The organism is Psychrobacillus sp. NPDC096623, from assembly GCF_044762655.1.
GTDB lineage: Bacteria > Bacillota > Bacilli > Bacillales_A > Planococcaceae > Psychrobacillus.
Genome location: NZ_JBIWER010000004.1, coordinates 1 through 19,523 on the forward strand (window position 1 = coordinate 1; position 19,523 = coordinate 19,523).

Below are 19,523 nucleotides of genomic sequence, written 5' to 3' on the forward strand. Positions count from 1 at the left end.
GTATTAGGCATGCCGCCAGCGTTCGTCCTGAGCCAGGATCAAACTCTCCATAATAGAGAACTTAAAAAGCTCATTTTGTTTTGCTGGCATCATCATTAAATGATGTCCAATTTGTTTGCTATCAGACTAACTAAGTTAATCTTTCAAGCTATATTTCTTAACGTTTTGCATGTTCAGTTTTCAATGTTCAATATTCTATAGTATTAAATAATGGAGCGGGTGAAGAGAATCGAACTCTCATCATCAGCTTGGAAGGCTGAGGTTTTACCACTAAACTACACCCGCATGTTATATGTTAAATTGTTATGTGACTGGTGCGGCCGAGAGGACTTGAACCTCCACGGGGTTATCCCCCACTAGGCCCTCAACCTAGCGCGTCTGCCGTTCCGCCACGACCGCTTAGTAACTAATAGGACAAGGTTTATTATACACTCGAACACCTATAATGTCAATAACAATTTGATGAGCCATGTAGGATTCGAACCTACGACCCTCTGATTAAAAGTCAGATGCTCTACCAACTGAGCTAATGGCTCAAATATGGCTGGGGTACCTGGATTCGAACCAGGGCATGATGGAATCAAAATCCATTGCCTTACCGCTTGGCTATACCCCAACATGGCGGTCCCGACCGGGATCGAACCGGCGATCTCCTGCGTGACAGGCAGGCATGTTAACCGCTACACCACGGGACCGTTCAATAATGTAAAGTAATAAATGGTAATGACCCCTACGGGATTCGAACCCGTGTTACCGCCGTGAAAGGGCGGTGTCTTAACCGCTTGACCAAGGGGCCATGATGGCTCCGAAGGTAGGACTCGAACCTACGACCAATCGATTAACAGTCGATTGCTCTACCACTGAGCTACTTCGGAATAATTTAAGTCGTTTTGTTTTACTCGACTTTTTCTATTATAGAGAGGGTTTCGCAAAACGTCAACTGTTTTTCGAAATTTATTTTAGATTTTCCGAAGAAACTAATTTCAAGTCTCCATAACACTTGCCACAACGGTATTTCTGCGTATTTAAACGAATTTTCCGATTATACGAAAGCGAGCATTTTACACACTTATAAATATACCTTTTTGTAATCTTCCTTGTCTTTCTCTCTATTAATGTTGAACAAAATCTCGGTGAGTTAGTTGTTTTAAGTAGCTCACGAAAATCAGCATCCCGATGCTGATAGCCTTTCCCTTCTATATGTAAATGGTAATGACAAAGCTCATGTTTGATTACGCCTACCAATTCATCCATTCCGTATTTTTCGAATACTAACGGATTTATCTCTATATGATGTGATCTCAACATATATCTTCCCCCGGTTGTTCTGAGCCGTTTGTTAAAATACGCATTATGTTGAAAGTCTTTCCCAAATGTTTCTTTCGATACACGAGTCACTAGCTCATATAGTTTTTCATCTGACATATAAATTCACTCCTTTTTAAAAAGAGGTTGTCCAGTGGAATATCTCCATTGGACAACTCTACGAATTACACTTGTTGTTCTGGAGGAAGCATCGTTAATGCAATTCTTCCTTTGTTAGCATCGAACTGTTCTACCCATACAGTGACTATATCACCAAGTGAAACAACATCTAAGGGGTGTTTGACAAACCCTCTTTTTAGTTTGGAAATATGAACTAAGCCATCTTGTTTTACACCGATATCTACAAATGCACCGAAATCTACAACATTTCTTACGGTTCCTTGCAATTCCATCCCTGTTTTTAAGTCCTCTAATTTGAGGACATCTTTTTTCAGGATAGGCTGTGGGAAAGCTTCACGAGGGTCACGTGAAGGCTTGATCAATGTATCTATAATATCTTTTAGGGTGATTTCTCCTATTTCTAATTCTTTGCTTACCTCTTCTATTGAAATATTCTTTAACGACTCTTCAGCTTCTTTTGTACCGATTTGTGTTTTCTTTAGTCCTGCAATTTCTAGTACCTGCTCCGCCGCCTTATAGCTTTCCGGATGGATACCAGTTGCATCAAATGGATTCTTTGCATCGGGCACTCGTAAAAATCCGATTGCTTGCTCATATGTTTTGGCACCAAGACGGGGAATTTTCTTAAGCTGTGCACGAGAGGTAAATCTCCCCTGCTCGTTTCTCATATTCACAACGTTTTCCGCAACTGTTTTAGAGAGTCCGGAAACGTATTGTAAAAGAGACGCTGATGCTGTGTTTACATTTACTCCAACTTGGTTAACTGCTGTTTCTACTATAAAGGAGAGGGATTCCGATAATTTCTTCTGCGAAACATCATGCTGGTATTGCCCCACTCCTACTGCTTTTGGATCTATTTTCACTAGTTCTGCAAGAGGATCCTGTAGTCTTCTCGCAATGGAGACAGCACTCCGCTGCTCCACTTGTAAATCCGGAAACTCGTTGCGTGCAGTTTCAGATGCAGAATACACACTGGCACCTGCTTCATTTACTATTACATATGCTACTTCTGTCTCTGCTTCTTTAACACAGTCCACAATGAATTGTTCTGTTTCGCGGGAAGCAGTTCCATTTCCAATAGCAATTAAGGTAATCGGGTATTTTTTTAAATACGCAAGCACTTTTTTCTTTGATCCATCCACATCCATTTTAGGTGCATGTGGATAAATAGCTGAAACCTCTAAAAGCTTTCCTGTATCATCAACAACCGCGAGCTTACACCCTGTACGATAGGCTGGATCGACTCCTAGAATTACTTTTCCTTTCAAAGGTTGCTGCAATAGTAGATTACGTAGATTTTCCGAGAAAATATGGATAGCCTGCGCTTCTCCTTTTTCTGTAAGCTCCGCACGAATTTCTCGCTCTACAGAGGGCTGAATTAATCGCTTATACGAATCTTCAATCGCTAATTCGATTTGCTCCACTGCACTACTAGAGGAGGATTTAACCCACTGGGCTTTCATCAGATTAGTCACTTTCTCAATCGGAACATGAAGACCAACTTTCAGGATATCCTCTTTTTCTCCTCGATTTAGCGCTAGTATACGATGAGGGACAATCTTTTTTACCGGTTCTTCGTACTCGTAATACATTTCAAATACATTCTTTTCGTCTAGCTCCGCTTTTTTTACAGACGCAATAATTTTACCGTCTGCTCGAGTAGTATTGCGAATTTGTTCGCGTATTTTGGCATCATCTGCGAATTGTTCTGCCAGGATGTCCCTTGCACCAAGTAAAGCGTCATCAACAGTTAGCACTTCTAATTCTTCATTTAAATAGTTTTCTGCTAAAACAGATACTGATTCCTGAGGAAAAGTCATAATTAACGCTGCTAATGGCTCTAATCCCTTTTCTTTTGCAATAGTTGCTTTAGTTCTGCGTTTTTGTTTATAAGGGCGATATAAATCTTCCACTCGCTGCAGCACTGTTGCATTATTAATAGAAGCAGATAACTCTTCAGTTAATTTACCTTGTTCGTCAATTAAGCGAAGAATCTCTTCCTTTCTTTGCTCCAACTGTTGTATGTAATTATAACGATCTTCGACAGCTTTAATTTGTACTTCATCTAATGATCCAGTTTGCTCTTTTCTATATCGAGCGATGAAGGGAACCGTATTGCCTTCTTCTAGTAATTTGATAACCTGTTCTGCTTGGGACGATTTAACACCAGTATCCTTTGAAACAAGTTGAAGCATTTTCTTTATTTCCAAAACGAGCACGTCCTTTCCTATAGAACCCATTTTACCATATCTGCAGTCTTCTTGAAAAAGTCCGAGAACTATAGCGCTGGAGTCTGGAGATTTTCATATTGCAAGTTAACTCCATGCCAAATATTTTATAATTTCCTAAAGCAACAAAAAAGCTTACCCTAAGTTAGAGTAAGCTTCCTACTATAAATGTGGAGTCGTCGCCATGTTCAATCTCTTGATAAACCGTTTCATAGAGACATGCGGCATTCGCTGCATTTTTAATAGTGGACTTTGGACTTTTCATCACTACACCATCTGAATGCAACATGAACAAGTCATTTTTGTCACAAGCATACGTTTGGGTATTTGTCTTTTGTTTTCTTCCAGACAAATAACCCATAACAGGTAAAGGATAAATCATTTTATCCGTAGCACGTTTATACATATAAAACTTCACATTCCCTACGCAACTGTAGGATATAGTTTGGTTATTATAATCTATTTTAACTAGTGCTACTGCAGCACCTCGTTTTTGAAACATCAAATCATTGCAGCGTAATAATAGTTCGTCTAACGTTTCTTCTTTATATTGCTCTAAAATTTCTGGAATAATATCAGCAGACTCTTTAGCCACTGGCCCATTCCCTAATCCATCGGCAATAGCACAAAGCATAAAATCATCAGTCTTTGTAATATAATACGTATCTCCAGATTCTAAATTTCCACTTTTGGCTTCCTGATATACAAATAAGTCTACTTTGTCATCTGAGAAATCAATCAATTTACTACTCCACCTGACGATAAAATCGCTTCTTGTAATTTTTTTATAGCTTTGCGTTGAATTCGAGAAACGTGCATTTGGGAAATACCGAGACGGTCCCCAGTTTCCTTTTGACTAAGCTGCTCCATATATGTAAGTTGAATAATTTCTTTCTCTCGATCAGATAAAACATTGAGTGCATTGGCTACAAGTAAACGTTGATCAGTTTTCTCGTACTCGCCATCTGTTTGACCAATTACATCAAATAACGTAATGGTACTACCATCGGAATCTGATTCAAGAGAATGATCCATAGAAAGAGCTTGATAGCTTTTACCCATTTCCATCGCTTCTAATACATCTTCTACATCTACCCCTAAAAAATCAGCTATTTCTGGGATGATAGGGGAGCGTTGAAATTCCACCGTTAGTGTTTCAACTGCTACTCGGATACGTGGTCCTAGTTCTTTTATACGTCTCGGAACATGCACCGCCCAAGTTTTATCTCTTAAAAAGCGTTTTATCTCACCGATAATTGTCGGGATAGCAAAAGCTTCAAAGTTTTTACCGAAAGAGGGATCATATCTTCGGATAGCTCCTAGTAGACCAAGCATTCCTACTTGAGCAATATCCTCATGATGTGACTTACCATTAGAATATTTTCGAGCTATAGATTCAACCAATCTAGTGTAATTTAACACTAAATTTGTTTGAGCCTCTTCACTTTCTGTCTCTTGATATTCTTTGATCCATTCCAATATTTTCTCTTTCGATTCTTTATTAGGAAGGGACGTGTTCGACATTTTCATCCACCTGCTCTACTCCGACATGTTTCGTCATAAATACAGTAACACCTTCTTGGTGATGGACTTTCACTTCATCCATTAATGTTTCGATTAAATATAAACCAAGACCGCCTTCTCTTAAAAAGGATACTTCCTCTAAATCATGGTATGGGCCTACTTTTGCTTTTGTTTCCTCAAAGTTAAAGCTTTTCCCGTGATCTGCTACCATGATTTCTATTTTTTCCTCATATAATGCGCAACCAATAACAACTTCGCCCTCTTCATTGTCCGCGTAGGCATGTTGAACTGCATTTGTAATTGCTTCACTTGCAGCAATTTTTAAATCTTCTATATCGTCATACGTAAATCCGATGCGATTGGCTAAACCAGAAATTGTAAGTCGCGCAACGCTAACATATTGTGGCTTCGCAGGAACTCGGATTTCAACATAATCAAACGGTTTCATCTATTTTCACCTCTTTATCTGTAGCCTGAATATCCATAATTTCTACTAGACCAGTTATATCGAATAAGCGTTTTAATCTGGATGAAAGTCCTGTTAACTCCAAATGACCGTTAGCAGCATTTATGCTTTTATAAAAACCAACAAAAACTCCTAGTCCTGTACTATCCATATATGAAACATCCGTTAGATTCAATTCAACATGTATGTCATTCTGTAAGTTTAGTTCTGCAAGTTTCTCTCTTAGAATTGGTGCTGTGAAAGCGTCAATCTCTCCACCGATCAATCCTTTAATGTGTAACTCATCTACTTTTTGTAGTTCAACTGATATATTCATTTAGTTATCCCCCGTTTTTCCAATTAACAATATAATATATAGTCTGTATACCACCAATTAGTATTTGATAAACCTTCAATCACTTCTTTTTGAAAATAACGAGCGTAAAATCATCTCGTTGCTCAAACTCCTGTAGTTCCTCCAGCTTATGGAACACATATTCAACCATATCTTGAGCGGACTGATCTCTAACACTTTCGATAATATCCATCACGGTATTTTGATCAATGAACCCATCTTTTGAACGACACTCGGTTACACCATCGGTCATCATCACGATAAAATCATCTTTTTCTAAAGTAATAGTATGCTGTTCATACTTCACATTAGAAATGACGCCTAATAATAACCCTTTTGCTTGTAACTCTGTAAAGCTATTAGACTTTGCACAATAAAATAAAGGTGGTTCGTGTCCAGCAGATGCATATGTAAACACACTTTGGGATGTATCATACGTTCCATAGAACATAGAGATAAACATGGAATCACTTACACTTTTTTCAACGATTCTATTAATGACGTCTAATACCACGACTGGTTCCGTTTCAGCTCCATTCAAACTATCCATTCCGTATTTAATCATGGACATACATAGGGCGGCAGGAATTCCTTTCCCGATTACGTCAGCAACAGCGATACCTACCGTTGTATCATCGCTCAGAAAATGCGTGTAGTCCCCATTCATTTCTTTCGCAGGAACAGAGATCATTCCGATATCCAAATCATTCATCTCTGGCACCTTTGTTTTCAACAACGTTTGTTGAACATTAGATGCTAGCTCCATCTCCATTTTAAAGTTTTCCTGTTTTTTTATTAACGTTTGATGCTCTCTCAATGCTAATCCATATCTAATCATCACTTCTATTAATAAATCAAAAGAATGCCAAACATCATTCGGCAAACCAGGCATAAGCTCTTCTAAAGAAGCCTTATGTATACTAATAACTTCCTCTGGAGAAATATTCTTTTGAATGAGTTGTCTACTAAAATTCTGACCTGCATACAAATTGAGTTCCGTTTGTCTTTGTGTATATTGCTCCAAAATTTCTTTGTATTGTCTCTTAAACTCTTGAGGCATACTTTTAACTCACCTCCTATCTTAGCAACTTAGTTGCGCTAATCGTTGTTCCTTCTCCTAGTACAGTTTCAATCTTAAAGTCATCCATTAGTCGCTTTACACCTGGTAAACCTGCACCAAGACCGCCTGATGTTGTAAATCCGTCTTCCATGACTTTACGAACATCCGGGATTCCTGGTCCTTTATCAGCTGCAATGACTAATAAGCCTCTCAGATTTCCTTCAGTAATTTGTTTAATTTCTATCTTTCCTTTGCCTGCATATAAGTATATATTACGAGCAAGCTCACTTATCGCTGTTGTAATTCTAGCTTGGTCAACTGTACCGAAGCCTACATCTTTTGCTTCATTTCTTCCAAGTTGCCTTGCAGCAACGATATCCCATTCAGTTATTATATCAACAGAAGACCCTAAGTTCATAATGGATTAGTCCTCCAATTCTCGTTCTAATTTTTCCAATCCATTTTCTAAGTCTAGAGCCGTGACAACATTCTCCAGTCTAATTCCTAATTCAATTAGTGTAATAGCTACAGCAGGTTGAATACCTGTGATTACTACTTTCGCACCCATTAGACCAGACATACTAATAACATCTCCTAATACCTTGGCGATGAATGAGTCGATAAAGTCAATCGGCGTAAGATCCAGTACTACTCCTCTTGCCGCTGTTGTATGAAGCTTGTCCAGCAAATCTTCTTGAAAAGCTAGCGCAGTTTGATCATCCAATTCCCATTGAATCGAAACGATTAAACAGTCTCTTAATTTTAAAATAGGTATTCTTGTCATCATTATGAATTCACCTCTACTATTGCTCGATTGGTCATTGCTAGGGCTTGTTCGACCCCTTTTTGTAAAGTACTTGTTGTTGTGAAATCATTTAGATTAATGCCGAGTGTCACGATTGTTTGGGCAATTTCCGGGCGGATTCCTACGAGCATACATTTGGCTCCAACCAAACGAACAGCATCTGCTGCTTGAATAATATGATGAGCAACCATCGTATCTACTACGGGAACTCCTGTAATATCTAGTAATACTACTTCAGCCCGGTGCTTTACCACTCCTTGGAGTAGGTTTTCCATTATTAGTTTTGCTCGTTCTGTATCAATTGTACCAACTAAAGGCATTACTGAAATTTTTTCAAAGACAGGGATTAACGAGGCAGAAAGTTCTTGCAAGGCAATTTTTTGTAAGCTCACTGTTTTTTCCCACACGACAGAATAAGCATCCACAATACTATGATTTAAAGGAGTAATCCAATTAGTTAATATTTCTTTATATGTGCGGAAATCTCCTTCTTTTAAGTATTCTACTTCTTCCATTTTTTCATATACTACTTCTGTAAAGTTCGTTAGAGCTTTTAATACAAAAGAAATGGACCATCCATAACGGACAACTTGAACGGAGAAATCATTTAACTTCTCTGTGTATGTAGAACTTTCTTCCGTCAGGCTAGAAATCATTAAATCTCCGAATTCACGAACTGTATTGTCAATAATATTATTAGACATGATTTGGAAAAAGCGAACGTCCTCCTCTTCTTCCATTTTGATTCGCCAATTTTTTAAAATTTCGTCGATGTTATCATTTATATATGTAGCAATCCTTTTATTCATTGTTTCCCATACTTCCCCTCGTTGCATATTCGTATTTATATTGTACAGAACTTCCTCTTAGATTACACCTTTTATACATTTTTTTGTCCTTAGAAGGTTTTTTTCTATCAAAAAACACAATGTGTTTTTGACGATTCCACATTGTGTTCTTACTATGTATTAAAATTTAACAATTCCTAAGCTAATCCCTAAAGCATGATCTACGTCTTCCATGACCTCTTCGTCTAGGTGGGTGATTTTATCAGTAAGTCGAGATTTATCAATTGTCCTTAATTGCTCCAATAAGATAACCGAGTCACGTTCAAAATCATATTCTTTTGCGTTTATCTCTACATGCGTTGGTAATTTTGCCTTTTGAATTTGCGCTGTTATAGCTGCAACTATGACAGTTGGACTAAACCTATTACCTATATCATTTTGAATCACCAAAACGGGTCTGGTTCCACCTTGCTCAGACCCGATTACTGGTGATAAATCTGCAAAAAAAACGTCTCCACGTTTTACGATCAAATTTTCATCCTCCACTTACGAGTCGCTCTGTCGTATGTTGAGCTTCATACTCTGCATGTAAACACTCCGTACAAATGGATAGATTTATATGAGACATCTCAACATAGCCTTTCATCATCGCTTCTCTTATAAGATTTGCCTGACCATTTTTTACATATTCATTTGCTTGGACACGAACGAAACTTTCTACTCCAGTTAATGATTGTTTGACGGTTTTTACTCCTTCATTAACCAATTGATTTGGAAGCTGGATAATCGCTTCCTTTTTCTTTTTATCACTTACCACAGCAAACACCTCCGACAAAACATTTCCCAATATGACAATATACTTCATCTTAACATTTCTCTAGGTGAATTAAAAGACATTAAGAGAAATGGTTAGACAAATTATGCATATATTCTTAAATTTTGTCGAAAGTTTACTTGCTATATATTCGAGGAATTCTATTAGAAAAAGTACAGCATACTTCATAAGGGATTGTTTGCAGAGCTTCGGCCCAATCCTCTATGAGAATCTCCTCTTTCCCCTGTTTTCCGAGTAATACTACGTGTTCACCAATCTTTACTTTTTCATCAAGACGAATCATGCATTGATCCATACAAATTTTCCCGACGATTGGCACTTTCTTACCATTTATCAATACAGACTGATTGTGCAGTTTTCTTAATAATCCATCTGCATAACCAATCGGAATTGTTGCAATCCATTCGTCCTCCTGTGCCACATAAGTTGCACCGTAGCCAATGGCAGAACCCTTTGGAACCTTTTTAATATGCGCAACCTCCGTGTGAAGAGAAAGTGCCTTTTCTAATGGAAATGATAACTTTCCATTTACCCATGAAGATGGCGCTATCCCATACATAGATATGCCGAAACGCACGGCATTCCAATGCTGGTCCGGGTACATTAAAGAAGCTGCACTATTGGAGGTGTGCACCATAGTTGGTCTTTGCTCAAATACATTTAAAAACCTATCAAATGTTGATACTTGTTTTAGGAAGAAAGTTGGATCTTCCTCATCTGCAGTTGCAAAATGCGTGAAAACACCCGTAATCTGCAACCAATCTCTTTCGTTAATGAAAGCAAGTGCCTTTTCAAGCTCTGTTTCATCCGTAAAACCGATTCTACCCATCCCACTATCAATCTTTATATGCATCTTTAAGGGAAGTTGAAAATCCCGAGTAGCATTTACCCACTCATATGAATATGCTGTAAGTGTAATATTCTGTTTGGAAGCCTCCTCTAAAAAGGAGGATGGAGAAGTACCTAATAAAAGTATATCAGCTTGTATTCCAGCTTCCCTTAAATGCAATGCTTCTTCCGGCGTGGCAACTGCCAAGAGATTGGCTCCTGCTTGTAATGCAGCTTTTGCAACAGCTATATCTCCATGGCCGTATCCATTCGCCTTCACTACAGCTATTACATCTGTGTGTTCTGGTAGTGTTTCCTTGAATCGTTTTATATTATTTTGTATAGCTTGTAAATTCACTTGGATGAACGTAGGTCGATACTGCTGATGTGACATATTTTACCCTCTTTTTAATCGTTTAAACCGATTATCCTACTAGTGTAATGAAGTAGTCAACTGTAATCACTTTAAGCCGCCTGTAGTCATAGATGCAGCAACTTCAATCATTTCCTCTTTTGTTAAAGTAGAAGAGGCAATAAAGAATGACATACCATCCTGCTCCCAAGCAAGAGATTGTTCTGTGATAGCACCAATTGCAACTCCTAGGTCAACTGGATCTCCAGGTGCGAATACAGGAATAATAGAAGAATCACCTGGTTCACTGCGATGTTGAATAATTGTAAATTCTTTGTCACCACTATATGTTAAAATAACTCTTTTTTCTCCATCGACTTCCATTACTTTTTCGTCAATGTTATGCACTTGATCCCATTTTAACAAAGGATAATATGTTTCAAATTCAGAATCATCGATTTCAGCTGAGGTCTCTACCTTATCTTCTTCTTTACCCTCTGCTTTATCCGTAGGTTTTTGTTCAATTTTATATTCTGCTGCTGCATGTGTTTTTCCTAGCGATACTTTATTGAATTTAATATGAATTTGTTCCTCTTTGTTTTCATTCAGGATAGAAACATCTGTTGGTAATAATGTTTTCTTATTGATGTAAATTTTTTGAGATGGAAGCATGTTTTTATGGTTATTACTCGTTTTTGTTTCGAAGACATAATTGTCTCCTTCTTCTTTAAAGGTTGCCGTCTTATCTTTTTTAATATCGTTGGCTAGCGAACCAATCAAATACGCTTGGCTATTTTCAGTTGGCCATTTGCTTTGGAACTTATACGTTTTGTTCAGTGCTGGTGTTACGACAAATACGCCTTCAGTGTTACGAACGATCATTTGAGTATTCTCCGCATTTGTATCTGTTACCTGTACGCGATAAAAATCTGGTTTTGTGTGCCAAACTTCCACACCGTATACTCTCGGTTCATCCCCAGTCAAGATACTCATCTCAGCTGCGAGCTCATAACCCTTTGTTTCCACCCACTTGTTACTAAGTTTCTTCACAACATCTTCCTTCGATTCTGCTCCACATGCGGTCAGTACTAAAATTGTTGCTAATAAAAATAATAGTTTAGCCACGCGGCTCTTCAATCAGTCCATCCTTTCTATTATCACTGCGTTCATTCATTGTATGTAGATGGACGACCGGTTATGATTGTAGAATTACTTGAGCAGCTGCATAAACTTTTGTATGAGTTATTGAAACTAAACCATTCAGCTTTATTCCTTTAAAATATATGGTTGGCTTTCCCGAAGATTCTTTTAGAATTTCTATATCTTGAAAACTGCAATCTTTACCTATTCCAGTGCCTAGCGCTTTAGAAAATGCCTCTTTAGCTGCAAATCTTCCAGCTAAATATTCTATTTGTCTCGACTCTGATAACTCGTTTAGTTGAAATCTTTCTTTTTCGGTAAGTATACGCTCTTTAAATTTAGATGTTCTAAAAGAAATTGATTTAATTCTTTCTATTTCAGTAATATCTAATCCAATTCCAGTAATCATGAATGTTTCTCCTTTCCAAATATCCTTCTTTAAGGATATACTATCAGTAGAAAACTTGAGGTGAAACAATGTTTAATAGAACAGAAAATTTTAAACAATATATCAAACTATATCCTGTTGTCTTTACTTTGCTCGCAATCAATATCGTTATTCATCTGTTAACGTTGGTTCCAATTGTTGGAACGCAACTTTTTAACTTCGGTGTTCATTTTAACTTATTGATAAGTGAAGGAGAGTATTGGCGCTTGCTAACTCCGATATTCTTGCACGCTTCCCTTGCTCATTTATTATTTAATATGTTCTCTTTATACATATTCGGTCCAGAGCTGGAGCAATTGGCAGGGAAAGCTCGTTTCCTAACTATTTATCTGCTAGCAGCATTAGTCGGTAATGTAGCTACTTACTTAATACATGACTGGAATTATATGAGTGTTGGTGCAAGTGGTGCGATCTACGGAATTTTCGGTGCTTTTGCAGCTTTAGTTTATTATACGAGAAATTTCATGCCTCAGCTAAAGCAAATTATTATTCCAATTATCGTGATCGGCGTTATCATGACGTTCTTACAGCCAAAAATTAATATAACTGCTCATATAGCAGGATTGGTAACTGGTTTTATATTAGGAATGGTTTACTTCCATCCGAAGCGAATTGCTGCTTGGAAGAAACGAAAGCGCAAGCTGAAATCGGTGTAGGCATCACAACCAGATTCTATCGTTTCCGAAGTGCTACGGAAAGATTTATAGCTATATTATCAACGGTTAATTATTAGTTGATTACCCCTCACTTAATTGATTGTAGTGGAAGGCGGCGACTCCAGCGTGAACAGCGCGAGCTGAAAGCCCCGCAGGAACGCAGTGACGAGGAGATTGAAGTCGTGCCCACGGAAAAGCGTCCGCCTGGAGCGGAAATCGGCCGTATCGTTTCATTCCTTACAGTATACGAACACTGGGACTCAGCATAAAAATCCATATACTTTCCAATCTTCAAAATAAGAACAGCCATTAAAACGGCTGTTCTTTTTGTATGTTTATAGACTCTTTTTTTGTCGGCTCGTACCACTCCATCAAGATCTCTGCATCATTCTTTTCGATATGTGGAACAATCGTAGTTGAGCCAGCCACTCCAGACTTAATGGTAGTCATAATAGAAGAAACTGCTGCTTTTTTTTGAAAATACGTCGTACGCTCCGTCATTGCTTGAATACGTTTCTTTTCCACCCAAAGTGATACTCTACTAAATAGACGGTACTGTACAACAAGTTGTTTTTCATCCATCCAATATCCAGCCGTCTTATGCTGCCATGCTCCTAACAGAAAGCTAAGCGGTAATAGTAATAGAGATAACAATCCAAAAGGAAAGAAGAAATAACTAACAGCTATTGCAACTGGGAGAATCCACAAAAAATCTAACCGATAGAAAAACTTTCTAGAGCGTTTTGGAACTCGTGTAAAGCTAGCATCAAATTCATAATTAGGAAAGATTTGAACGAGAATAGGAGTAATTTGGTCCTTTTTAATAAGTGGCAGTAATCGAATTTTTTCATCTTTCTCCGCCATTGACCCTCCTGCACTGTCGACAATAACTGTTGCATACCCTGTAAGCTGACGAAGAGGGTTTTCCATAATTCGCACACCTTGAATACGCGATAAGGGAATCGTTATTTTCTTCTTTTCTAGTAATCCTCTAGTAATTATGATTTCATCATCTTCCACTCGAATAGTAAACTCGTAATAATTAATATACGTAATCGCTACGGATACAATCCAAGCCACTAGCAGTACAAAGAAAACAGCTAAAGCAATCAGTAGAGCGCCAAAACGAATAAACATAATTATTTCATTATAAATCGTTTCATACGGGATCAATTCGGAGAACTGGGAAACAAACACGGCTAACCCTGAGAAAAATACACCTACTCCCCCGGATGTACTAGCAAGAATAAGTAAATCCTTTTGAGACATTTGGAATAAGGGCTTCCGTTGTTGTACTACCTGCTCCTCTAATTCAAGTGGCAGATCTTTTTCTTCAGATTCTGAAACTCTATTTTTGGCAAGGTTCATCTCTTTTTTTATTTGTTCGGCCGCTTCTTTAGAAATTGCGGTCAGCTCTGCATCCGCTTCCTTTGTTGCGCCGCCACCAGCTGTTTCTACTTTCACCTTTACTAGTCCGAATGGTTGATGAAGAATACCCTCGGTGTAGTTTAAGCTTTGAATACGCTCAAATGGAATATACCTTTTTTTCTTTACGAAAAGACCATATTCAATCCGAAGCTCTTCCTCTTCGAACCAGTAACGGAATCTTTTCCATCTAATGATTCCGCTAACCAGCATCGCGATTAACAGGACTGCATAAATAATATAGATTATATAGGAGGTCCAGCCTTCGTTGCCCCCTCCACCAAATCCATTCACTGCAATAACTACGATTAACGGTACAATCATTTCTTTTAATACTTTTATAAAATTTATAACCGCAGAAATAGGATGTAAAGTAAATTTTTCTTTAGACATCATCTTCCGCCACCCTTGCAAGTACAGAAATCCTACCACGAAGTTCGTCTGCCTCTGTTGTTACGAGGGCAGGAATAGTGTGATCAGTTGCAGCAGTAGAGATCGTAATCGACGATAAGTCATACTTTCTTAAAATAGGACCTTGCTCCGTATCAACATGCTGTACACGAACCATGGGCACGAGCGTTCTTTTGACGATAAACAAACCATGCTGAAGCTCGATTTCTTGTTCTCGTACTTCGTATCTCCAACGAGTCCATCTAATTTTGGGAAATAAGTAAATTAATAAATATCCAATGAGAAATAAAACTACTCCATCTACTATGTATATCCATAAGTGCTGTCCTGTGAAATAATTAATAACCCCTACTCCCACGCCTACTAATAAGGCAATTAAAGATTGGAATATACCGTAAATCCTCCATACACGCAATCCTTTTTCGGATAATCGATTAATCGGTTCCTGTCTCATATCATATTAACCCCCCTCTTTCCTCATTGTATACGAAACAGACAGTAAAATGTTTCACTTTTATAGGAGTCTTCCAAGTTGGCGAAACTTTGTTTCATAATATTGTTAACCATCATTGATGCAAAGTTTGTATTTTTGCCTAATAAAACAGCATTCTCACAAGAAAAAGGATGAGCTTACATCGAAATGTAAGCTCATCCTTTCATATTATCTAGCTTCAGACGCCAACAACTCGATCACTTCAGACTTGTAGAAAAGGTAAAAGGCGGCCTTTTGCTTCAAGTCTTCCAGTGATTTCGGCTGCTGAACAGCGTCTTACGCTTTTCTTTTTAGTTTTCGCTGCGTGATGAGCGAGTTCTTGTGCTACGTTGTGTAGAGCCGTCACGTGGACCACTGCTACGACGTCCGCTAGAACTTGGGCGTGAACCGCCACCTGAACGAGATCCGCGATCGCTGCTTCCGCCACGACCACCAGATGAACTACGTCCGCCGCCGCTACGGTTACCTTTGTAACCACCGCCGCCACTGCGTCCGCCTCCACGTTCTCCACGAGCAGGAAGTGGACGTTCTTCAGAAAGAGAAATCGGAGTATCATTCGGTTCTTTTGTCAATGATTTTAAAGCTGCAGCTATAACATCCACTGCTTCAAACTTCTCAAGCATTTCTTTTGCTAATGGACGATAATCGCCTAAATCATTTTTGTTTACAATTTCAGATAAAGATTCTACTGCTACACGTTTAAGTCCAACTAGTGCTTCATCTGAACTTGGAGGGATTAAAGCTTCCATACGTTTTTTCGTTGTATTCTCAACGATACGTAAGTAACCCATCTCTCTAGGTGTTACGAATGTAGTAGCGATACCACTTTTACCTGCACGACCTGTACGACCGATACGGTGAACATAGCTTTCAGGATCTTGTGGAACATCAAAGTTATATACATGCGTTACGCCAGAGATATCTAATCCACGTGCCGCTACATCAGTTGCGACAAGGATATCAATTTTACCTGATTTGAATTGTTTTAATACTGACATACGTTTTGCTTGGCTTAAATCACCATGAATTCCTTCTGCAAGGTAACCACGAATGCTTAGAGCTTGTGCTAATTCGTCCACTCTACGTTTTGTACGACCAAAGATAATCGCAAGTTCTGGTTGATGAACATTTAATATTCTAGAAAGAACATCAAATTTTTCACGCTCAGTAGCTTTTACATAGAACTGTTCAATATTTTCAACAGTCATTTCTTTAGACTTAATCTTTACTTCAACTGGATCTTTCATGAAGCGTTCAGCAATTTTACGAATCGGTCCTGGCATTGTAGCTGAGAACAATAATGTTTGACGCTCAGGAGGAACGCTTTCTAAAATTGTGTTGATATCTTCGATGAATCCCATGTTAAGCATTTCATCTGCTTCGTCTAAGATAAGTGTTTGAACTTGATCAAGTTTCAACGTGCGACGGTTAATATGGTCAAGAATACGACCTGGTGTCCCTACGATAACTTGTGGCTTGTTTTTAAGTGCACGGATTTGACGGCTAATTTCTTGCCCACCGTATACTGATAATAGACGAACCTTTTTGTCATATCCTAATTTGTAAAGCTCTTCCGAAACTTGGATTGCAAGTTCACGTGTTGGAGCGATGATTAATGCTTGAATATTCGGGTTTTTAGTATCTATTTTTTCGATCATTGGAATACCAAACGCTGCAGTTTTACCTGTACCAGTTTGTGCTTGACCGATAACATCGCGTCCACCCATAGCATGTGTAATAGTACCTTCTTGGATTGGTGTTGCTTCTTCAAACCCCATACGTTGTACGGATTTTAATGTAGAAGCGCTAATATTTAGTTCTGAAAAATTTGTCAAAATTTTAATCTCCTTTTTGTTCTGTTTTGACAAATGGTTACATTTTCAGATGAAATTGCGGCAAATTCGAGCCTATACGAGGAACGTTTCCGTTACTTAAAATTCTCTGTGGTTTTAGATCAGAGGGGTCTTATATAAAGGGAAAGCCCGGTCTTTTGCCGAGCGGTCTGTTAATGAGTGATTGTGCAATACTACTTCAACAAACCGTTATGTTCAAAAAAAAGTACTCTTCAATAAACGCTGAAGAGTCTTCACACAAAATGTATCCATTGCTCTAAACGTAGTATATCATGCAACATTGTCAGTTGCAATTAATAAGCAACTGTTATAATTATTAGTTAATTACTCGCGGTCTCTCCTCCTCTTCTTCTCCTGTTAAAAATAAGAGTGCAGTGTTAAACCAATCTTCGCAGTCATCGCAATAGCAAATATGATGTTTCCCTGATTCCGAATAAACTATTTCTTTTTTCAAAGAACCAATTTTATCGTAGATAAATTGGGCAGTGGCATAAGGGACAATTCCATCTTTTTTACCTTGGACAATATAGACTGGTACTGTAATTTGGCCATAATAGGGCTGAACTATTCGTACTAAACGCATAAATTCTAACGTCGCAGGAAATGGTGTATCTTTCAATTTCTCGCTATAGCGTTTGTATAATGTATTTTCCTCGAGCTTCCCTGTTACTGTATCTTTTATCATGTCTTTTATATCTTGTAAAAGCTGTGCTGGATAAATGTATTTTGCTGCGGCACTCAATAAAACAAGCTTGTGAATGGGATAGCGATTGGCTAAATACATCGCGATGATTCCACCCATCGAAAAACCTACTATAATGATCCGGTCCACTTCTTTTTGTAGTTGTCGAAGCGCCTGTTCCGCAGCCATCATCCACGATTCTGCCGATACATTTTTTAGCTCCAACGTTTCTCCATGACCAGGTAACGTAGGGACAACGATTTGCCAGTCTGTATGCGCCTGCAAATAGTCCATAAATGGTTGAATCTCATATGGTCCACCTGTAAAACCATGTATGCCTAATACTCCTGTTTTCATCGTCCCCACACCCGTCGTTTAGTTTTGAAAAGGCTCAATCACTCTTTCTAACTTCATTCCCCTTGAGCCCTTCACTAAAACAATTGTGTCATCATTTATTTTATTTTTTAAAAAAGTAACTAGTTTTTCTGTGTTGTCCACGGTCCAGATCAGTTGCTCAGCTGAGAACTCTCCTACTAGCTTGTTATATAACCACTCCATACGAGGTCCATACAAGCAAACGCCACTAAAGGCGGCGCTTGAAATCGACTTGCTCATGTCTTCATGGTATTGCTGCTCGTTGTCTCCAAGCTCGAGCATATCTCCTAATACAAGCCACTTGTCTGATTTAATAGCTGACTTTTCCAGGAAGGAAATCGCAGCTCGCATTGATGTTGGAGCGGCATTATATGCATCATTGATGAAAATTGTCCCGTTATTTCCTTCAATCACCTGCATACGCATATCCGTTAAAACTATTTGTTTTAAAGCATCTCGCATCTGCTCTGCAGTCAATCCAACTTCTTTTCCAATTAACAGTGCAGCGAGTGTATTTTTTACTTGATGCTCCCCTAACACGGGAATAGACATTTCCTCGTTAAGTTCACCTGTTACGCGAAACGCACTTCCCTGCTCTGTGAAATTTATCTCGTCAATACGCAAATCATTTTGCTCCTGAGTACCAAATGATTTAGCTTGTAATGTCGGGTTTTTCTCAATGAATGGATGAAGCAATGGTTCATCACCGTCATAGAATAATTGACCCGCAGCATCCAACCCTGCAATGATTTCAAACTTCGCTTTTGCAATGCCTTCACGAGAGCCAAGGTCCTGCATATGAGCTTCTCCAATATTTGTAATGACAACATATTTCGGTTTCGCTAAATTGGATAAAAACTCGATTTCTCCGAATGAACTCATACCCATTTCGAGTACTGCAAACTCTGTATCTTCGTCTAATGAAAGAATTGTTAAAGGTAGACCAAGTTCATTATTAAAGTTACCCTCTGTTTTTTTTACACGAAAATAAGGAGACAGCATGCCTGCTACTAAATCCTTTGTAGATGTTTTCCCGTTCGATCCAGTAATTCCGATAAAAACCGACTGCAATTCAGCGCGATATGCCTCTGCCATTTGTTGAAGTGCCTTTTCCCCACTATCAACAAATAAGAGAGGAACGTCCTCAGGTGGGTTCGGTTCGTCCTTCAGCCACAGAGATGCGGTCGCTCCTTTTGCAAAAGCATCCTGCACAAATTTATGCCCATTTACTTGTTCTCCACGAAAAGGGATAAATAAGTCTCCTGGCTGAATGGTGCGAGTATTAATAGAAACTCCCGTTACGACAGGATTATCGTTTATTTTCTTTTCAATTTGCAACCATTCAGCAATTTGTCCTAATGTTTTTTTCAATCT

21 protein-coding genes and 7 tRNA genes are annotated in these 19,523 nt (G+C 38.5%); 1 reads left to right on the forward strand and 27 read right to left on the reverse strand.

The genetic code is table 11. The features are described 5' to 3' along the window. Positions 1–211 precede the first annotated feature (211 nt). The 22 genes from ACIQX2_RS12060 to acpS form a co-directional block, all read right to left on the reverse strand. Positions 212–285, reverse strand: a tRNA-Gly gene (locus ACIQX2_RS12060). Between the two features lie 27 nt (positions 286–312). Continuing rightward, positions 313–399: transfer RNA gene (locus tag ACIQX2_RS12065), tRNA-Leu, on the reverse strand. A 64-nt stretch (positions 400–463) separates the two neighbouring features. Continuing rightward, positions 464–536 (reverse strand) — tRNA-Lys (locus ACIQX2_RS12070). 5 nt (positions 537–541) lie between these two features. Then, positions 542–616, reverse strand: a tRNA-Gln gene (locus ACIQX2_RS12075). Between the two features lie 3 nt (positions 617–619). Then, positions 620–695: transfer RNA gene (locus ACIQX2_RS12080), tRNA-Asp, on the reverse strand. Positions 696–724: 29 nt separating this feature from the next. Continuing rightward, positions 725–796: transfer RNA gene (locus tag ACIQX2_RS12085), tRNA-Glu, on the reverse strand. Positions 797–800: 4 nt separating this feature from the next. Then, positions 801–875, reverse strand: a tRNA-Asn gene (locus ACIQX2_RS12090). Between the two features lie 79 nt (positions 876–954). Continuing rightward, positions 955–1,425 (reverse strand): SprT family protein, encoded by a 471-nt coding sequence (locus ACIQX2_RS12095; protein ID WP_402850540.1) that lies wholly within the window; start codon positions 1,423–1,425, stop codon positions 955–957. 65 nt (positions 1,426–1,490) lie between these two features. Beyond that, on the reverse strand, positions 1,491–3,656 hold the full coding sequence (locus tag ACIQX2_RS12100; protein ID WP_402850543.1) for a Tex family protein: 2,166 nt from the start codon (positions 3,654–3,656) through the stop codon (positions 1,491–1,493). Between the two features lie 163 nt (positions 3,657–3,819). Beyond that, positions 3,820–4,416 carry a PP2C family serine/threonine-protein phosphatase gene (locus ACIQX2_RS12105; protein ID WP_402850546.1) on the reverse strand — a complete coding sequence of 199 codons (597 nt, stop codon included), beginning with the start codon at positions 4,414–4,416 and terminating at the stop codon, positions 3,820–3,822. Beyond that, the gene (gene sigB, locus ACIQX2_RS12110; protein WP_402850548.1) at positions 4,413–5,198 is read right to left on the reverse strand and encodes an RNA polymerase sigma factor SigB; all 786 of its coding nucleotides are present in this window, start codon (positions 5,196–5,198) and stop codon (positions 4,413–4,415) included. Before sigB ends, ACIQX2_RS12105 begins: the two co-directional genes overlap by 4 nt. Next, a complete protein-coding gene (gene rsbW, locus ACIQX2_RS12115) occupies positions 5,176–5,646 on the reverse strand; it encodes an anti-sigma B factor RsbW (protein WP_402850551.1) in 471 nt (156 codons plus the stop codon). Before rsbW ends, sigB begins: the two co-directional genes overlap by 23 nt. Continuing rightward, positions 5,633–5,980 (reverse strand): anti-sigma factor antagonist, encoded by a 348-nt coding sequence (locus ACIQX2_RS12120; RefSeq protein ID WP_402850553.1) that lies wholly within the window; start codon positions 5,978–5,980, stop codon positions 5,633–5,635. Before ACIQX2_RS12120 ends, rsbW begins: the two co-directional genes overlap by 14 nt. 79 nt (positions 5,981–6,059) lie before the next feature. After that, positions 6,060–7,058, reverse strand: coding sequence for a PP2C family protein-serine/threonine phosphatase (locus tag ACIQX2_RS12125; protein WP_402850556.1), 999 nt, complete (start codon positions 7,056–7,058; stop codon positions 6,060–6,062). A 16-nt stretch (positions 7,059–7,074) separates the two neighbouring features. Beyond that, positions 7,075–7,476, reverse strand: a complete 402-nt coding sequence (locus tag ACIQX2_RS12130) for an anti-sigma regulatory factor (protein ID WP_402850558.1) — start codon at positions 7,474–7,476, stop codon at positions 7,075–7,077. 6 nt (positions 7,477–7,482) lie between these two features. Continuing rightward, on the reverse strand, positions 7,483–7,845 hold the full coding sequence (locus tag ACIQX2_RS12135; RefSeq protein WP_340777799.1) for an STAS domain-containing protein: 363 nt from the start codon (positions 7,843–7,845) through the stop codon (positions 7,483–7,485). Next, positions 7,845–8,672, reverse strand: coding sequence for an STAS domain-containing protein (locus ACIQX2_RS12140; RefSeq protein ID WP_402850562.1), 828 nt, complete (start codon positions 8,670–8,672; stop codon positions 7,845–7,847). Before ACIQX2_RS12140 ends, ACIQX2_RS12135 begins: the two co-directional genes overlap by 1 nt. A 159-nt stretch (positions 8,673–8,831) precedes the next feature. Next, the gene (locus tag ACIQX2_RS12145) at positions 8,832–9,182 is read right to left on the reverse strand and encodes a type II toxin-antitoxin system PemK/MazF family toxin (protein WP_093061552.1); all 351 of its coding nucleotides are present in this window, start codon (positions 9,180–9,182) and stop codon (positions 8,832–8,834) included. Between the two features lie 4 nt (positions 9,183–9,186). Next, the gene (locus ACIQX2_RS12150) at positions 9,187–9,516 is read right to left on the reverse strand and encodes a transcriptional regulator (RefSeq protein ID WP_175454035.1); all 330 of its coding nucleotides are present in this window, start codon (positions 9,514–9,516) and stop codon (positions 9,187–9,189) included. An 85-nt stretch (positions 9,517–9,601) separates the two neighbouring features. Further along, positions 9,602–10,708 (reverse strand): alanine racemase, encoded by a 1,107-nt coding sequence (gene alr, locus ACIQX2_RS12155; protein WP_402850566.1) that lies wholly within the window; start codon positions 10,706–10,708, stop codon positions 9,602–9,604. Positions 10,709–10,774: 66 nt separating this feature from the next. Beyond that, complete coding sequence (locus ACIQX2_RS12160; protein WP_402850568.1) at positions 10,775–11,803, reverse strand: LolA family protein; 1,029 nt, start codon at positions 11,801–11,803, stop codon at positions 10,775–10,777. Between the two features lie 58 nt (positions 11,804–11,861). After that, the gene (gene acpS, locus ACIQX2_RS12165) at positions 11,862–12,215 is read right to left on the reverse strand and encodes a holo-ACP synthase (RefSeq protein ID WP_402850571.1); all 354 of its coding nucleotides are present in this window, start codon (positions 12,213–12,215) and stop codon (positions 11,862–11,864) included. A 68-nt stretch (positions 12,216–12,283) separates the two neighbouring features. On the opposite strand from acpS, the gene ACIQX2_RS12170 reads away from it, so the two are divergent. Further along, positions 12,284–12,910 carry a rhomboid family intramembrane serine protease gene (locus ACIQX2_RS12170; protein WP_402850573.1) on the forward strand — a complete coding sequence of 209 codons (627 nt, stop codon included), beginning with the start codon at positions 12,284–12,286 and terminating at the stop codon, positions 12,908–12,910. 309 nt (positions 12,911–13,219) lie between these two features. Here the strand turns inward: ACIQX2_RS12170 and ACIQX2_RS12175 are convergent, their stop codons facing one another. The 5 genes from ACIQX2_RS12175 to ACIQX2_RS12195 all read right to left on the reverse strand — a co-directional run bounded on the left by ACIQX2_RS12175 (position 13,220) and on the right by ACIQX2_RS12195 (position 19,520). Beyond that, positions 13,220–14,728, reverse strand: coding sequence for a PH domain-containing protein (locus tag ACIQX2_RS12175; protein WP_402850575.1), 1,509 nt, complete (start codon positions 14,726–14,728; stop codon positions 13,220–13,222). Continuing rightward, positions 14,721–15,200, reverse strand: coding sequence for a PH domain-containing protein (locus tag ACIQX2_RS12180; protein WP_402850577.1), 480 nt, complete (start codon positions 15,198–15,200; stop codon positions 14,721–14,723). The genes ACIQX2_RS12175 and ACIQX2_RS12180 overlap by 8 nt, the downstream gene beginning before the upstream one ends. Positions 15,201–15,529: 329 nt before the next feature. Then, the gene (gene cshA / locus ACIQX2_RS12185; RefSeq protein WP_402850580.1) at positions 15,530–17,074 is read right to left on the reverse strand and encodes a degradosome RNA helicase CshA; all 1,545 of its coding nucleotides are present in this window, start codon (positions 17,072–17,074) and stop codon (positions 15,530–15,532) included. 334 nt (positions 17,075–17,408) lie between these two features. Further along, entirely contained in the window at positions 17,409–18,131 is a 723-nt protein-coding gene (locus tag ACIQX2_RS12190; protein ID WP_402850583.1) for an alpha/beta hydrolase, read from the reverse strand. A gap of 18 nt (positions 18,132–18,149) precedes the next feature. Beyond that, positions 18,150–19,520, reverse strand: a complete 1,371-nt coding sequence (locus tag ACIQX2_RS12195; RefSeq protein WP_402850587.1) for a UDP-N-acetylmuramoyl-tripeptide--D-alanyl-D-alanine ligase — start codon at positions 19,518–19,520, stop codon at positions 18,150–18,152. Between the last annotated feature and the right edge of the window lie 3 nt (positions 19,521–19,523).

Coding starts and splice junctions, on each gene's coding strand:
- ACIQX2_RS12170 (WP_402850573.1), top strand. CDS start 12,284: ATGTTTAATAGAACAGAAAATTTTAAACAATATATCAAACTATATCCT.
- sigB (WP_402850548.1), bottom strand. CDS start 5,198: ATGTCGAACACGTCCCTTCCTAATAAAGAATCGAAAGAGAAAATATTG.
- ACIQX2_RS12120 (WP_402850553.1), bottom strand. CDS start 5,980: ATGAATATATCAGTTGAACTACAAAAAGTAGATGAGTTACACATTAAA.
- ACIQX2_RS12125 (WP_402850556.1), bottom strand. CDS start 7,058: ATGCCTCAAGAGTTTAAGAGACAATACAAAGAAATTTTGGAGCAATAT.
- ACIQX2_RS12190 (WP_402850583.1), bottom strand. CDS start 18,131: ATGAAAACAGGAGTATTAGGCATACATGGTTTTACAGGTGGACCATAT.
- rsbW (WP_402850551.1), bottom strand. CDS start 5,646: ATGAAACCGTTTGATTATGTTGAAATCCGAGTTCCTGCGAAGCCACAA.
- ACIQX2_RS12095 (WP_402850540.1), bottom strand. CDS start 1,425: ATGTCAGATGAAAAACTATATGAGCTAGTGACTCGTGTATCGAAAGAA.
- ACIQX2_RS12130 (WP_402850558.1), bottom strand. CDS start 7,476: ATGAACTTAGGGTCTTCTGTTGATATAATAACTGAATGGGATATCGTT.
- acpS (WP_402850571.1), bottom strand. CDS start 12,215: ATGATTACTGGAATTGGATTAGATATTACTGAAATAGAAAGAATTAAA.
- ACIQX2_RS12140 (WP_402850562.1), bottom strand. CDS start 8,672: ATGAATAAAAGGATTGCTACATATATAAATGATAACATCGACGAAATT.
- ACIQX2_RS12135 (WP_340777799.1), bottom strand. CDS start 7,845: ATGATGACAAGAATACCTATTTTAAAATTAAGAGACTGTTTAATCGTT.
- ACIQX2_RS12180 (WP_402850577.1), bottom strand. CDS start 15,200: ATGAGACAGGAACCGATTAATCGATTATCCGAAAAAGGATTGCGTGTA.
- alr (WP_402850566.1), bottom strand. CDS start 10,708: ATGTCACATCAGCAGTATCGACCTACGTTCATCCAAGTGAATTTACAA.
- ACIQX2_RS12150 (WP_175454035.1), bottom strand. CDS start 9,516: ATGAAGTATATTGTCATATTGGGAAATGTTTTGTCGGAGGTGTTTGCT.
- ACIQX2_RS12175 (WP_402850575.1), bottom strand. CDS start 14,728: ATGTCTAAAGAAAAATTTACTTTACATCCTATTTCTGCGGTTATAAAT.